The organism is Pseudomonadota bacterium (assembly GCA_018817425.1).
Classification (GTDB): domain Bacteria; phylum Desulfobacterota; class Desulfobacteria; order Desulfobacterales; family RPRI01; genus RPRI01.
The window spans coordinates 1-14,369 of sequence record JAHITX010000040.1; the positions used below are offsets into that span (position 1 = coordinate 1).

The 14,369-nt window shown below is 39.3% G+C and carries 16 protein-coding genes; 15 read left to right on the top strand and 1 reads right to left on the bottom strand.

Annotated features, from left to right (window positions below; genetic code table 11):
- Positions 1 to 223: 223 nt before the first annotated feature.
- The 3 genes from KKC46_08005 to KKC46_08015 all read left to right on the top strand — a co-directional run bounded on the left by KKC46_08005 (position 224) and on the right by KKC46_08015 (position 2,617).
- Positions 224 to 1,204 (top strand): nitronate monooxygenase, encoded by a 981-nt coding sequence (locus tag KKC46_08005; GenBank protein ID MBU1053759.1) that lies wholly within the window; start codon positions 224 to 226, stop codon positions 1,202 to 1,204.
- A 132-nt stretch (positions 1,205 to 1,336) separates the two neighbouring features.
- Positions 1,337 to 2,437, top strand: a complete 1,101-nt coding sequence (locus tag KKC46_08010; GenBank protein ID MBU1053760.1) for an NADH:flavin oxidoreductase — start codon at positions 1,337 to 1,339, stop codon at positions 2,435 to 2,437.
- 12 nt (positions 2,438 to 2,449) lie between these two features.
- Positions 2,450 to 2,617 (top strand): hypothetical protein, encoded by a 168-nt coding sequence (locus tag KKC46_08015; GenBank protein ID MBU1053761.1) that lies wholly within the window; start codon positions 2,450 to 2,452, stop codon positions 2,615 to 2,617.
- 56 nt (positions 2,618 to 2,673) lie between these two features.
- Here KKC46_08015 and KKC46_08020 read toward each other — a convergent pair whose 3' ends face one another.
- Positions 2,674 to 2,898, bottom strand: coding sequence for a hypothetical protein (locus tag KKC46_08020; GenBank protein MBU1053762.1), 225 nt, complete (start codon positions 2,896 to 2,898; stop codon positions 2,674 to 2,676).
- A 235-nt stretch (positions 2,899 to 3,133) separates the two neighbouring features.
- On the opposite strand from KKC46_08020, the gene KKC46_08025 reads away from it, so the two are divergent.
- The 12 genes from KKC46_08025 to KKC46_08080 all read left to right on the top strand — a co-directional run bounded on the left by KKC46_08025 (position 3,134) and on the right by KKC46_08080 (position 14,338).
- Positions 3,134 to 3,346, top strand: a complete 213-nt coding sequence (locus KKC46_08025) for a type II toxin-antitoxin system VapB family antitoxin (GenBank protein ID MBU1053763.1) — start codon at positions 3,134 to 3,136, stop codon at positions 3,344 to 3,346.
- A complete protein-coding gene (locus KKC46_08030; protein ID MBU1053764.1) occupies positions 3,333 to 3,746 on the top strand; it encodes a PIN domain-containing protein in 414 nt (137 codons plus the stop codon). Before KKC46_08025 ends, KKC46_08030 begins: the two co-directional genes overlap by 14 nt.
- Positions 3,747 to 4,125: 379 nt before the next feature.
- Positions 4,126 to 4,416 (top strand): type II toxin-antitoxin system RelE/ParE family toxin, encoded by a 291-nt coding sequence (locus tag KKC46_08035; protein MBU1053765.1) that lies wholly within the window; start codon positions 4,126 to 4,128, stop codon positions 4,414 to 4,416.
- 9 nt (positions 4,417 to 4,425) lie between these two features.
- Entirely contained in the window at positions 4,426 to 4,758 is a 333-nt protein-coding gene (locus tag KKC46_08040) for a putative addiction module antidote protein (GenBank protein ID MBU1053766.1), read from the top strand.
- 493 nt (positions 4,759 to 5,251) lie between these two features.
- Positions 5,252 to 5,878, top strand: a complete 627-nt coding sequence (locus tag KKC46_08045) for a dienelactone hydrolase family protein (protein MBU1053767.1) — start codon at positions 5,252 to 5,254, stop codon at positions 5,876 to 5,878.
- Between the two features lie 360 nt (positions 5,879 to 6,238).
- The gene (locus tag KKC46_08050) at positions 6,239 to 6,721 is read left to right on the top strand and encodes a MarR family transcriptional regulator (GenBank protein ID MBU1053768.1); all 483 of its coding nucleotides are present in this window, start codon (positions 6,239 to 6,241) and stop codon (positions 6,719 to 6,721) included.
- Between the two features lie 209 nt (positions 6,722 to 6,930).
- On the top strand, positions 6,931 to 8,160 hold the full coding sequence (locus KKC46_08055) for a trimethylamine methyltransferase family protein (protein MBU1053769.1): 1,230 nt from the start codon (positions 6,931 to 6,933) through the stop codon (positions 8,158 to 8,160).
- Positions 8,161 to 8,175: 15 nt separating this feature from the next.
- Positions 8,176 to 9,789, top strand: coding sequence for an asparagine synthase B (gene asnB, locus KKC46_08060; protein MBU1053770.1), 1,614 nt, complete (start codon positions 8,176 to 8,178; stop codon positions 9,787 to 9,789).
- 216 nt (positions 9,790 to 10,005) lie between these two features.
- Complete coding sequence (locus tag KKC46_08065) at positions 10,006 to 11,337, top strand: FAD-binding oxidoreductase (GenBank protein MBU1053771.1); 1,332 nt, start codon at positions 10,006 to 10,008, stop codon at positions 11,335 to 11,337.
- A 12-nt stretch (positions 11,338 to 11,349) separates the two neighbouring features.
- A complete protein-coding gene (locus tag KKC46_08070) occupies positions 11,350 to 12,201 on the top strand; it encodes a hypothetical protein (GenBank protein ID MBU1053772.1) in 852 nt (283 codons plus the stop codon).
- A gap of 21 nt (positions 12,202 to 12,222) precedes the next feature.
- On the top strand, positions 12,223 to 13,401 hold the full coding sequence (locus KKC46_08075; protein ID MBU1053773.1) for a trimethylamine methyltransferase family protein: 1,179 nt from the start codon (positions 12,223 to 12,225) through the stop codon (positions 13,399 to 13,401).
- A gap of 16 nt (positions 13,402 to 13,417) precedes the next feature.
- Complete coding sequence (locus KKC46_08080; GenBank protein MBU1053774.1) at positions 13,418 to 14,338, top strand: nitrilase; 921 nt, start codon at positions 13,418 to 13,420, stop codon at positions 14,336 to 14,338.
- The last annotated feature ends 31 nt before the right edge of the window (positions 14,339 to 14,369 follow it).

Here is a 14,369-nt window from a genome sequence, read left to right on the forward strand (position 1 = left end):
GAGCCAGTTTCAAAACGCCCCATTTTGGCCGATCTCTGCGTTGGGCTCAAATTTCAATCCTCGAAATACTCAATGTATTCCTGTGGTTGAAATTTTCGCCCGCCTTGAGCTTGACCAAACTGAAACGTTTTGAAAGTGGCTCTTTATTCTAAATGTTTATAAACTATCTGGCTCATATGTGTAGTATATCTTTGCCGAGTGTACAAATAACAGGGGAATAATTATGATAAAAACAAGAATAACCGAATTGTTTGGTATTAAACGACCAATTGTTCAGGGCGGAATGATGTGGATAGCAGGTGCAAAACTTGCATCTGCTGTTGCTAATGCCGGAGGAATAGGATTTATGGCGGCTCTTGCTTTTCCTGATGCCGAAAGCTTAAGAGAAGAAATAAAAAGATGTCGTAAAATGACAGAAAAACCCTTTGGAATTAATTTAACTTTTTTGCCTACATTGCGCCCGCCGGACTATCCGGCATATATTAAAGTATGTATAGAAGAAGGTGTAAAGTTTATAGAAACCGCCGGGCAGAATCCGGAAAAATATATGGATCAGATAAAATCAGGCGGCATCAAAGTTGTGCATAAATGTACTTCCGTAAGACATGCTGTAAAGGCCGAAAAAATCGGTTGTGATGTGATAAGCATTGACGGTTTTGAAGCGGCCGGACATCCGGGAGAAGATGATGTTACTTCATTGATTCTTATACCTCTTACAAGAGATGCTGTAAGTATTCCAATCATTGCATCCGGCGGCTTTGCAGATGGTCGCGGTCTTGTAGCAGCTCTTTCGCTTGGTGCTGATGGTATCAACATGGGTACGCGCTTTGTTGCAACAAAAGAAGCTCCGGTACACGAAAATATAAAACAAGCCTTAATAAATCACAGTGAGCTTGATACACGCCTTATCATGCGTTCTATGCGAAATACCGAAAGGGTTATTCATAATACTGCGGCAGATAAGGTTCTTGAAATAGAAAACCGTGGCAATATGCGTATTGAAGATATTGTTCCATATGTTTCAGGCCTTGTAGGAAAAGAGATGCAAAAATGCGGTGATATTGAAAAAGGAACTCTTGCGGCAGGTCAATGCATGGGATTTATACGTGATATTCCGACATGCAAAGTACTGTTGGATCGTATTATGAAGCAGGCAGAAGAAATAGTTAAAGATATTGGGAATAAATTTCTCAGTTCTACGTAAAACTTTAGCTCAATATCATTTTAGATAAAACGATTCAAGGATTCGAGGGTTCAAGAGATAGATGAAAATATCATTTCACTTGAACCCTTGGCCCCTGGAATCCTTGAACCCTTAAAGCAATGAGAGGAAGCAATGGCAAAGCTTTTTGAAGAAACACAAATTAATGGAATGACTCTGGCCAACCGGTTTGTACGTTCAGCTACATGGGAAGGTATGGCAAATGATGACGGCAGTGTTACACCTATGCTTATAGATTGTATGGTTGATCTTGTAAAAGGGGGTGTCGGACTGATTATTTCCGGTCATGCATATGTCCAAAGGGTAGGGAAGGCAAGCTTTTTGCAACTCGGGGCTTATAGCGATGATTTACTTCCAGGCCTTACTGATATGGCTGATGCGGTGCATAAAAACGGTGGTAAAATTGTGTTACAGATTGCTCATGCAGGTTTTTTTGCCAGAACGGATTTAACCAAAGTTTCTGCTCTCGCTGCTTCAGATATGGGAAATTCTTCTAAAGTTCCTCACCGGGTTGTTTCCGTATCGGACATAAAACAAATTATAACAGATTTTGCCGAAGCTGCTAATAGAGCAAAGAAAGCAGGTTTTGACGGTGTTCAGATTCATACTGCTCACGGATATCTGTTAAGTCAGTTTTTATCGCCTGCTTTTAATAGTCGAATCGATGAATACGGAGGCAGTATTGAAAACAGATCAAGAATTTTAATAGATGTGCTCAAATCTGTAAGAAGTGTTGTAGGGCCGGATTATCCTGTAATGGTGAAAATCAATGTGGCTGATTTTATAGAAAATGGCCTTGAGCTTAAAGATTCACTTAAAATTGGAAAAATGCTGGAATCCGAAGGCATAGATGCCGTAGAGCTTAGCGGAGGAGTTTTGACCGGCGATAAGCTTAGCCCAAGTCGCAAAGGAATAAATTCTGAAGAAAAGGAAGCATATTTTTTGAATGAGGCAAAAGCTTTCAGAGAAAAAATATCAGTGCCAATTATTCTTGTAGGAGGAAATCGTTCTTATCAAATGGCTGATAAAATAATTACGGAAGGTGCTGTGGATTATATATCCATGTGTCGTCCTTTAATCAGAGAACCTGATCTTATTAACCGGTGGAAATCCGGAGATATTGAAAAATCCGCCTGTATTTCGGATAATAGGTGTTTTCGCCCGGCATTGACAGGAAAAGGCCTTTACTGTGTTAGTGATAAAAAACAGGGATGATTATGTCCGATAATGCTTGCAGTAACGGGAAGCGAAGATGAATTTGCGCCTCCTGATTTAGTCGAAAAGTTAGTATTAAATTTAAACAACATGGCTGTTGTGAAGGTTATTGTTGGTGCGAATCATTTTTTATTCGGATTTGAAGATGAACTGGCAGAAGTTCTTAACAGATATATTTAGCAGTCAGGCGGATTCATTAATTTCAGCTTATGCAATAATTTCTATTATATCAACAGCTATTCACTATTCAAGCTGTGACATCTGTTTCCCCTTACTGTTGAATTAATCAGTTCGGCGGCAGGCGGCTTCTCTTTTGAGGAATTGGGCCAGACCTTTGACGTTGAGTTTTCTCTGGAAAGGTTCAAGTTTTGAAACTTTGATTTTGCATGAGTTGAAAGTTTACAACCAAACTTAGGAACAACTGCATCGCGGTCAAATATTTTAGAAAATTGGATTTGCATGCTCTTCCAAACGGCCTCCATTGACGTTAAATCGGCATCTCTTATGATGTTTGTTAAAACTTTTGGATAAAGAATTCTGACCAAAATTTCTGGTTAGGTGTTGATAATAAATAAGGGATATTAAGGGGGTTGTTACCTTGTTCGATTTTCGATATATAATCTACTGTTATGATATTTTTGTTGACGATGTGTGCCAATCGTATATTATACACATTATGTGTGTATGGAGCTTGCTATGAGAACTAATATTGATATTAACGATGAACTATTGGAAGAGGCTTTTTCGGTCAGCCAAATGAGGAGTAAAAAAGATTTAATTCATGAAGCTTTGCTGGAATATATTAAATTAAAAAAAAGAAAAGATCTTACCGAATTAGCCGGAACAATAGAATTTTATGAAGGATATAGCCATAAGGATTTGAGGAAGACAAGAAATGATTCTTGTTGATACCTCGGTCTGGATTCATATTCTTAGAGATAAAGGCGGCAAAATGGTGCAAGCCTTTCGTGAAAAAACAGCTTCAGAAATTATTGTGTTCAGTCGTTTTATTCAAATTGAATTGCTTCAGGGCGCAAAAGACGACTTTGAATGGAAACGCCTGGATGATTATTTATCAAGCCAGTATTATCTTGAAGCTAACGAAAATACTTGGAGGCATGCAGCAAGAATTTATTTTGAACTCCGAAAATCAGGCATTACTGTGAGCAGTACTATTGATTGCGGTATTGCCTGTATCGCAATGGAAGCAAAAGCTCTGTTACTGCACAGAGATCATGATTTTGAAAAAATTGCAGGAATAAGACCTCTTGCGAATGAGTTTTTTGATCCGCTGAGTACTCAAAATTAATCCTTAGTTCATGAAAAATCCTTAACCGGCAAACTGAAGTAAAGAAGTATATGGTGTCACTCAAGCCTGCTTGAATTCTATTCAACAGGGAAGAATAAGGGACATGAGAATTATGCTCTTTATTTCCATACTTTCCAGATTAGCTACCCTATTGCAAAATATTCGGCGCTTAATCTCAAGGGCATCGTCTCTGAATTACCTTCGATCTATCTTAGACATAATAAAAACGAGTTCTGTACAAACGCCACGGTAGGGCCAACAACCGGATTGAGACGGTCGCAAAAAACGCACTGCTAATCCGCCGCTTTGGGCTTGCCAGTACCAAGCCGTATCAAATAGTCCTTGCCTATTTGTATCCTAAATATTACAAACATAAATCCTGATTAGTATTCAGACTACGGACACATTCGATGCTTGGTTTGCCAGCCTGAAAGATAAACGGGCGATAGCACGCATTCAAGCGCGCATCGACCGAGCCGTAGATGGCAATTTTGGTGAGTGTTCACCGGTGGGTAAAGGTGTATCGGAGATGCGAATTCACTATGGGCCGGGCTATCGAGTGTATTTCGTACAGCGCTGCATGGAACTGGTGATCCTACTGGCAGGGGGCAACAAGTCTTCACAGAGCAAGGATATCAAGACCGCGCTACAACTGGCGGACAAATTATAGGAGAACAACATGACATTGAAGTTGCGCAAATGGGATAGCGCCGAATATCTCAAAACCGATGAGGATATGGTCCTGTATCTTGAGGCCTGCATGGAAGAAGCTGGCGACGATGCAGCTTTCATTGCCAAAGCGCTTGGCAACATCGCCCGCGCCCGTGGAATGAGCCAACTTGCCAAAGACACCGGGTTGTGCCGAGAGAGCCTGTACAAAGCACTTTCCGGTGAGGGGAATCCGAGCTTTGCAACTATTTTGAAGGTAACACATGCGCTGGGATTCAAGCTGTATGTTCAAGGGCAGAGAAAAGACAAACATAAAATTACAAAAATCACCCAACAAAGGTAATATATCTGCGGAGGCAATGGAGGAAAGGGGGTTGACCAAGGGGAATGCGTCAGAGCAAAACACGCTCCGGACACAGGGCCGGGTTGGTGTGCAAACTGCGCTTGGACGGATACGAAAGGCGGTAGAAAAGGATAGAAAACAAAAGTTCACAGCGCTGTATTATCATGTTTACAACGTAGATATGAGCTCAAATTGATCCTGCAACAATATTTTGGACATGAACCGTCATCTACACCCGGCTATCCCTTATCGGTTTCCTCCCCAGGATTTCCCGACTCCGTTTCACTGGACACTGTATAATCAAAATATTTCTGTTGCCGCCAGCCGGATATGTTCGGCACTAAACGAGGCTGGTTTTTTCAGCCGCTGCCGCAATAAGTCCTCCACGGGCCAAGTGGTTTGCTTTTCTAAACAGACCTCCGGAACCCTGATGGATGGCAATAACTGCTGTTGGATCAAACAGATTTCTATCAACTTCAAAAGGAGATAATCCATGTCTGAAGAAATAATTAAAATTAATAGTGATGACAATATAATATTAGAGGGATTGTATGATCCGGGAACAAAAAAACATGGTGTTATCATCACTCATCCGCATCCTCTTTATGGCGGTGATATGTATAATAATGTTGTTGAAGCAATCCAATCAGCATATCAAAAAAAAGGATACGCAACATTAAGATTTAATTTCAGAGGAGTGGGTGCAAGCGGCGGTACCTATGACGATGGCATTGGAGAACAAAAAGATATTATTGCCGGATATAAGTTTTTAAAAACAATGGATGTGGAACAAATTGATCTTTGCGGCTATTCATTCGGAACATGGGTTAATGCTCAAATTAAAGATCAAATTACAGTTAATTCATCTATTATGGTATCACCGCCTGTGGCTATGATGAAATTTGAAACTGATTTAAAAATTAATCATTTAATACTTGCAGTAACGGGAAGCGAAGATGGATTTGCGCCACCGGAACTGGTTGAAAAGTTTGTATCAAATTTAAACGGCACGGCTGATATAAAGGTTATTGATGGAGCGGATCATTTCTTCTTAGGATATGAAGACAAACTGGCAGAAATTGTTGATAGTTATATAGCAGACAGGCAGCTTGGGAAATAATATATCTGCAAGAAAAGAATATTTTTAACTACATTATTTGTCTTGACACACAAAATCGATCTTTCTATAATCTAAAACAAATAGAAAATATTTACCATAGAATTCAAATCGTTATTACAATTATAAACATTCATATGAAAAATAAACGGTAGTTTTTTTGAATTATTAAATTTGGAGTATAATATTTTTTGCTTGTAATAATTTTATAACAGGCCGCGAGACAAACGCGGTTTTTTTTATGCAAATTAAATGTCAGTATTTAATTCGGATCAGGCAAACACAATAAACAATATTACCTAAAGAGCAGGAATTGCCTTATGGCAATAATCACTAATGCCAAAAAATACGAAACCCAAACAAATGTCTGAAAATAATTCAGTCCAAACGGAATATATTTATCCAACAACTTCACAAAAAGATATAATTCATTCTATCCGAAGGCTTATGCAGGGAGCTGAACTTTACAATAAAGAGATTAATAAAAAATATAATATAAGCGCTGCCCAGGTCAACTGCTTGCTTGCTCTTAATGAGCACGGTCCTTTGCCACCCTCACAAATTGCAAAAATAATAATGGTTAATTCAAGCACCGTAACAAGTATTATCGACCGCTTGGAACAAAAAAACTTGGTGGAAAGGCAAAGGATATCCCACGACAGAAGAATTATAACGGTTCAGCTTACAGAAAGTGGGAAAACATTGGCTGAAAACGCTCCTTCTCCGATTCAGCAAAAAATAATCGACGGGGTAAAAAGGCTCACACCCCAGGAAGTTGAACATATTGTTAATGGCTTGAATATGCTTACAAATATGCTTGATGTTCAAGATCTTGAAGTTGATTAAAAAAGCTACATCTCTCATTTATTCTTACCTTACTTTATAACCTTACTATCCTTTTTTTAAGATAAAAACCTTGACTTATCCAATCCATTACTTTAGTGTTATTGTTTCAATACAAAATATATTGAATCAAATAATATTGATATAAAATATATCAAATGAATAGATCATATAACCTACATATCTAATAATAAACCGGAGTGAGTAGATAAATGAATTCGATAAATTTAAAAAAAGATCAGGTAGATAAATCAACAAATCTGTTGGGTGCTGATACTGTTGAGATGCTCCTTAAGTCTCATGATGATGCTCTCTGGATACTGGAAAATATGGGTGTAGGCTGCAAACAGGCTGATATCCAGAATGCTTTCCGGCAATTTGAATCTGAAGGATTAGCTTTTCAGCATGAAGACCGGATATATGTTACCAGGGAGTTGGTGGAAAAATGTCTGTCTACAACTCCCGGTGTTGATGAATTTTTTGTTCCTTTAAACAGTTTTTTCATAGGTGGCACGGCCCCATACATTTATGATGATGAAAAAGGAATAGGTGGTATTTTCCCTACGCCCGAACATGTGGCCAAAATCGCACAAATTGCTGAAGAGCATGATGTTGTAGCCGGTATGGGCAGGGCTATAAAACTGAAAAATGAAGTAGTACAGATGAACATTATGGATAAATACTGCTCAAAACCTCTCTATTTTGCAGTGACGTGCGATGCCTCACTGGAACGCGCCAAACAATTATGGGAAGAGAGAAAGAACATCATGATTGTTTTTTGCCTCACCCGTCCGCCTCTTGAGGTTAATGAAAATTTTTCTGAAAACTTTGTGAAGGTAGTAAAGGCCGGTCTGCCGGTTTTTATATCAGCAATGCCCATGGGAGGCATCAGTACTTCTTATTCCTATAATGGGGCACTGGCTATGACTCATGCTGAAGTGCTTTTTGGCATCTGTGCCGCTCAATTACTCAATCCCGGTGTAACTTGTATACATGCAGGTTTTCCGACCATCGCTGATCCTCGGATAGATTATAATCCCAATTACGGTTTGGTCAGTCATAATCTGTTAAACATTTTAATGACACATCTTAACCTGATGCTGGATTTGCCGACATTTCAAAGCGCCGGCACTACCCATGAAGAGCATTTGACTCAAAAGGCTTTTGATGACGCCCGCATGGGACAGGCAATGTGTAAAAAATACGGGGTGCATATGATAAGACATCCCTTTTCTTTTTTAAGATATCTGATTGATTTTTCCATAGCTAAACTTGAAAAAGGCATTGAAATTGCCCAAGAGGTAACAGCTGATGACGCACCGGAAGTCAGGATGCCTGTTTATGATGAAAGAGGCATGGAATCCATTAAGACTATCGGGCTTGGTATGTATATGGATGATCCTCTTACTACGGCAAATTTCGGAAAAATATTTGTAAATTAATAAAGGAGAAAAACAATGTGTGGCATAGCAGGATGTATAGGAACACGTGACGTAGATACAATTAATCGTATGTTGGACGCACTTCCTCACAGGGGGCCCAATGATCGCGGACTTCATGTAAACGGAAACATTGTCTTTGGGCATACCAGACTTTCAATAGTTGATGTGGCTCAGGGTCATCAACCTATCATTAGCAGAGACGGAAACTCAGGTATTGTTTGTAATGGTGAGATTTATAATTTCAGAAAACTTAGAAGAAAAATTGACTCAAAGTACAGTTTTCAAACCCAGTCTGATACCGAGACCGTCTTGCATCTCTATCGCGAAAAAGGGCCCGATTGCCTTAAAGAGCTTGACGGAATGTTTGCCTTTGCCGCTTATAATGGTGATGATTTTATGCTGGCAAGAGATCCTATCGGGATTAAACCTCTTTATTACGGCATACAGAACGGAAAAATGTATTTTTCTTCGGAATTAGGGGCAATGAGTCATGCCGGTTTGGATGAGGTTCATGAATTTCCGGCCGGACATTATTATACTCCAAAAGAAGGGTTTGTACAGTTTTATCGGGTGCCTGAGATTGAAGATCATATTCTTGCGGATATTGAGGAGTCATGCGAAATTATAAGAAAGACTTTCATTGATGCAGTAAAAAAACGTTTATTGGCAGATCCTGAAGTGCCGGTAGGCTCTTTTTGCAGTGGTGGTCTCGACAGCAGTCTGGTGGCAGCTATAGCTGCTGATGAAATACCCAACCTGCACACATTTGTCGTAGGCATGCAAGATGAGTATGGCAATTTTAGTGATGATGTAAAAGCTGCACGTATCGCAGCCAAACATATCGGTTCAAATCATCATGAATACATCTTCACTGAAGATGAGTACTATGAAGCGCTTCCTACCGTGATCAATAAACTGGAAAGTTATGATCCATCTCTTGTCCGTTGTGCTTTGCCCTGTTACTTTACCTGTAAATGTGCTGCGGACTATGTAACGGTAGTACTTACCGGAGAAGGGGCTGATGAGCTTTTTGCCGGATATCATTATATGAAAAATTTTCCAATTGACAAACTAAACGAAGAAGGCAGACGCTGTATCGGTAACCTTCATAATATTAATCTTCAAAGAGCTGACCGTATGGGTATGCTCTTTAGTCTTGAACTCAGAGTCCCGTTTTTAGACACTGCTATGGTTGATCTTTCCATGAAGATACCTCCTGAATTGAAAATTCGTGAACATAATGGGGCAAAAATAGAAAAATGGATTTTAAGAAAGGCTTTCGAGGATACTAACTATCTGCCCGATGAAATACTGTGGCGCTACAAGGTTCAGTACACACAGGGTGCAGGTTGTGAGAGTCTTGGCGAATCTTTAGCTGAGAAAATGATTACTGAAGATGAATATATACAAATTAAAGAAGAAAATCCAACTGCTGTTATTAATAGCAGGGAAGCCGCCTATTATTTTAAGATTTTTCGCGAGTTTCATCCCCAGGATTCAATTCTTGGATCTATAGGAATATGGACCGGGTTTGATTTTGCAGAAGAAAGAGAAAAGGTTACAGGAACAGTTGACGGTGATCGCAAACATGAACGGGAAGAAAACGATAAAGAGACCATGGTGGCCTAGCTTTTTTTAAAGATAGTCTTTTATTACGGCAAAGTAAAATCCCACGCAAGAGTTGTGCTTTAGCTATTAGCTCTGGCTGTAGCTAAAGCTATTTTGGCTTACGGACAGTTATATTTAATCCCTCAATATTTACTTGTCTCTTATATGATTCTTTTTCTTTGCCGACTCAATTCGTAATTTTTTATATAGATAATAAACCTTAAGGAGGTAAATTTTATGGCGTTTCCTACGCATTCAAAATACGTTATTATAGGAGCGGGGATTCACGGGCTTAGCACTGCTTTTCATCTATCCGGTGAATTAAAGAAAAGGGGCTCAGGGTCAGGAAAAGATATAATTGTTCTTGATAAAACTGCTATCGGAGCCGGAGCATCCGGAATCGCCTGTGGAGTTATAAGGAATAATTATTTTCAGGCAGCTATGCAGGAAATTATGATGCACAGCGTAAATGTATGGGATGAAGATGTTGAAGGTTATGGTTATTGGCCTGTTGGATATATGCAGATTTCGCCGGAAAGTATGCATGAAGGTGTATCCCAAATATATGAGCGGCAGAAAAAGCTTTCTTATGATTCAGTATTTATCGAAGGCGAAAAAGATTGCCTTGAATACATGAAAAAAAATGTATTTGATGACTGGCAGGCACAAGGCGTAACTTCGATCCTTCACGAAAAAAGAGGAGGATACGCTCACAATGCCCGTGCTTTATACAGACTTGCGGACAAAGCTGAAGCATTAGGCGTAAGGATATTAACAGGAGTCAAAGTGGAAGGTTTTGACTACAAGGATTGTATTACAGCCGTTGAAACCGACAAGGGTAAGATTTCATGTGATTATGTGATTGCCGGACCGGGCCCATGGGGCAATAAGCTCTGGGAAATGATAGGTATGCCGGACAAAATAAATATTAAAGGTACAGACGGAAAGATTCATACGGATGTGAAAATGTGGACTTATCTGTCACTTCAGGAAGGTACACTTGGCGTAGATCCGGAATACGGTTATGATAAGTGGGGTAAGATGCCCCCGGTTATGCATGTGGACAGCAATTCTCCTCTGTATTCCAGTGAAGACGGTTCGCTGATCACGGACAAAATGTGGGGCATCTATTATAAACCCGATTGTAATTTCAATGGTATTCAGGGAGGCGCTATGCCGAACCTTGTAGAAAAAGATGAAATAAACGTTGATCCCTATGGAATCGATTCACCGGATTTCATCGTAGGCCCTGAATTTGCCCATATGTGGACTTCTGCTTTGGCACATTGCCAAAAACGATATGAAAATAAATATCAATTATACAAAAATGAACCTTCAGGCGGATTAGGAATCTTTACTCCGGATAATTTCCCTGTATTTGATGTGTTTAAACAAAATTGCTATATGATATTAGATTCCAGTCACGGTTATAAGATGATAGGTATTGGCAAGCTGGTGGCCCAGGAAATTTTGGGAGAAAAACAGGAGTTGTTAAAACCCTTCCGCTTTGATCGGTATGAAAAGGGAGAACTTCTTCCGGTATCCAGCAGTCCTTTTCCGTGGAGCTGATAAATAAGTAGAATGGATATCACAATACTTGGTTCCGGCGGATGCATGATAATCCCAAAGCCTTTATGTAAATGCCGGGTTTGTAGTGAAGCAAGAGAAAAAGGGGGGCCTTATAGAAGAACAGGCCCCTCTGTTTTTATACATGATGAGAACATCCTTATTGATACGCCTGTTGAAATTGCTTATCAATTAAACCGTTCAGGCATAGAGCAGATTAATTATCTTCTTTTTACACATCTGGACCCGGATCATGTAGAAGGCTTCAGGGTTGTGGAACAGATAACTCTGGATTTTCGCACATGGCGGGCCTACGAAGGTAAATGCATTAAACTTGTTTTGCCGGAAGAATTGTTTGGCCGCCTCGGGAATATTCAGTCATGTTATGGTTCAATAATAGACTTTTACCGTTTAAGTGGTTTTGTGCATTGTATTTCCTATAGCAAAAGCATAAAATTGGGTGCTGTTCGGGTAACTGCCATTCCTGTTGACCGTGGGAATCAGACAGCTTTTGTATATGTAATTCAAAAAAACTCTAAAAAGATAATTTATGCTCCATGCGATATAAAACCATTTCCGGAAAGCAGGAAGGAAATACAAGATGCCGATCTGCTTATAATTCAGCCAGGCATATTTGAAAACGGCCTTAAACATGACTTTAAATATCCGGATGATCATATCTCAAGAACTACGCTTTATACTTTTGAAGAAACACTAAAACTGGCAAAACGAATAAATTCAAAAAAGGTTTTGCTCACTCATATTGAAGAATACTGGAACAGAAGCTATGATGATTACAAGGAATTGGAAAAGCAATTCGATAACATCAAGTTTGCATATGACGGGTTAAGAATCAATATACAATAAACAGCAGGATATCATAATAAAATGGAATTAATTCAGCAAGCATATCTGGAAAGAATACATAATGACGCTCTTCGTGTTTTGGAAGAAGTCGGCGTTAAATGTGAATCTATTAAAATAAGGCAGCTATTTGAGGAAACCGGCCTTGCTGCCTATGATGAATCTTCCGGGACAATCCATATTCTCTCGCCTCTGGTAGAACAGGCTTTAAATACTGCTCCTAAACGGGATCAGTACTGGATTCCGGAAAATTCTTTCGGTGTTGGAGGAACAGCCCCTTTTGTTTATGATGATAACAGTGGAGAGTTGATTGAACCAAAAATTGAACATCTGGTAAAGATAGCCCAGCTTGTTGATAAAGCTGATGTGGTTGATTTTATGGCAAGAGGTGTGCTTATCGTTAAGCAGGAAGTAAAAGTGATGGATACAATAATTGAGCATTGCCGCAAACCCATATATGTGGCTGCCTTAACCGATGAAGGTATAGCCCGTGCCAAAGAAATCCATGATACAAGAGGATTGATCACAGTGCAGTTTTCCATTATAAACAGCCCATTAAATATTATTGAGAGTATGGTAGATCCTTTTCTTTCATGTGTTAAAAGCGGTATTCCGATTTATGTATCGACCATGCCTATGGCGGGCCTGTCCGGTCCTTATTCCATGTCGGGACTTTTGACACTTACTCATGCCGAGGCGCTGTTTGGAATTACATTAACCCAGCTGGCAAACCCAGGCCTGATGGTTGTCCATGCGGGTCTGCCATCCATAGCCAATATCCGAAAAAATTATGCGGTTGATCTGGGTCTTATATCACATAATGTAGCAAATCTGCTGATAGAAAAAGTAAACAAGATGCTTGATATTCCATCTATCCAGACTGCCTGCACTACCAATGAGGATAAACCGGGCAAAAGGGCGGAAGAAGATGCCATCAACGGTTTTGCAATGATGAAAAAATACGGCTTTCATCAGATGCGACATTCCTTTGGATTTTTAAAGGAATTGATCTCATTTTCAATACCTAAGTTAGAAAGACATATTGATTTATGTCGCGAAACAACTGCAAAGCAGTCCCCTGATTATGAACTGGAACCTTATGATGAAGAAGGTCTTAATACAATTATCAGAAACGGAATCAATGCCAATTATATGAGAGATGAAAATACCCTTACAAATACAGGAAGATGCTTTTTAAACTAAAAAAGGGATGAAACAAATGAATGTAACTGTTTATCAGACAAGTCCCGTACTTCTGGATCTAAAGTCTAACCTGAAAGACATTATCGGCAAAATTCATCAGGGCAAAGAACAAGGAGCCCAGCTTATGGTATTTCCGGAACTTGCGTTAACAGGATATTTTGTTGGTAAACGACATCATAAAGTAGCACTTAGGCTTGATTCCAAAGAAATCACGAAATTAGCCTCTGCCACAAAAGGTACGGCTGCAGTCATTGGTTTTATTGAGGAATCGCCTTCTATGAATTTTTATAATTCAGCTCTGGTGGCTATAGACGGAGAAATAGCTTTTGCCGTAAGAAAGCTGAATCTTCCCAACTATGGCGTTTTTGAAGAAAGAAAATTTTTTTCATCCGGAAAGCATATTCCGGTTTTTAAACTACATGATTTTACTATTGCTGTCTTTATATGCAATGACCTCTGGCATCCTTCCCTGCCATATCTTGGCGTGACACAAAAAGCCGATATTTTTATTACAATATTCAATTCTTCTCAGGGTTCAATGGGGACAGCTTTTAGCAATATTGAAACTTGGTCGATTATAAATAGATTTTATTCCCGCGTTTTCGGTATTTATAATATATGCGCAAACCGGGTCGGAGAAGAAGGTCTTATAGAAAAAAGAGATATTAATTACACTGATGAATTATTGGACGATAATCCTGAACCTTACAGATTCTGGGGTGGAAGCGAAATACTTAATCCTTTTGGACAGGTTATAGCTCAGGCTAAAATGTATGAACCGGATGAAATTTCTGCCGAGTTATCAAGAGATTTGCTTCGACAAAAAAGAATTCTCCTGCCTTATTTAAGAAACGATGATCCTTATTTTACTCACCGGGAGCTTGGCCGTATTTTATTTGGTAGTGAAAAAGGACCTCCATTTAAACCTAAAATATAATTTTCACATTATATTTGGTTAATATTGATCA

What these genes read in the sequence shown, in the direction of transcription:
- KKC46_08010 (MBU1053760.1), top strand. Translation starts at nt 1,337, where the DNA reads ATGGCAAAGCTTTTTGAAGAAACACAAATTAATGGAATGACTCTGGCC.
- KKC46_08030 (MBU1053764.1), top strand. Translation starts at nt 3,333, where the DNA reads ATGATTCTTGTTGATACCTCGGTCTGGATTCATATTCTTAGAGATAAA.
- KKC46_08040 (MBU1053766.1), top strand. Translation starts at nt 4,426, where the DNA reads ATGACATTGAAGTTGCGCAAATGGGATAGCGCCGAATATCTCAAAACC.
- KKC46_08075 (MBU1053773.1), top strand. Translation starts at nt 12,223, where the DNA reads ATGGAATTAATTCAGCAAGCATATCTGGAAAGAATACATAATGACGCT.
- KKC46_08015 (MBU1053761.1), top strand. Translation starts at nt 2,450, where the DNA reads ATGCTTGCAGTAACGGGAAGCGAAGATGAATTTGCGCCTCCTGATTTA.
- KKC46_08055 (MBU1053769.1), top strand. Translation starts at nt 6,931, where the DNA reads ATGAATTCGATAAATTTAAAAAAAGATCAGGTAGATAAATCAACAAAT.
- KKC46_08065 (MBU1053771.1), top strand. Translation starts at nt 10,006, where the DNA reads ATGGCGTTTCCTACGCATTCAAAATACGTTATTATAGGAGCGGGGATT.
- KKC46_08005 (MBU1053759.1), top strand. Translation starts at nt 224, where the DNA reads ATGATAAAAACAAGAATAACCGAATTGTTTGGTATTAAACGACCAATT.
- KKC46_08045 (MBU1053767.1), top strand. Translation starts at nt 5,252, where the DNA reads ATGTCTGAAGAAATAATTAAAATTAATAGTGATGACAATATAATATTA.
- KKC46_08025 (MBU1053763.1), top strand. Translation starts at nt 3,134, where the DNA reads ATGAGAACTAATATTGATATTAACGATGAACTATTGGAAGAGGCTTTT.
- KKC46_08070 (MBU1053772.1), top strand. Translation starts at nt 11,350, where the DNA reads ATGGATATCACAATACTTGGTTCCGGCGGATGCATGATAATCCCAAAG.
- asnB (MBU1053770.1), top strand. Translation starts at nt 8,176, where the DNA reads ATGTGTGGCATAGCAGGATGTATAGGAACACGTGACGTAGATACAATT.
- KKC46_08050 (MBU1053768.1), top strand. Translation starts at nt 6,239, where the DNA reads ATGTCTGAAAATAATTCAGTCCAAACGGAATATATTTATCCAACAACT.
- KKC46_08020 (MBU1053762.1), bottom strand. Translation starts at nt 2,898, where the DNA reads ATGCAAATCCAATTTTCTAAAATATTTGACCGCGATGCAGTTGTTCCT.
- KKC46_08080 (MBU1053774.1), top strand. Translation starts at nt 13,418, where the DNA reads ATGAATGTAACTGTTTATCAGACAAGTCCCGTACTTCTGGATCTAAAG.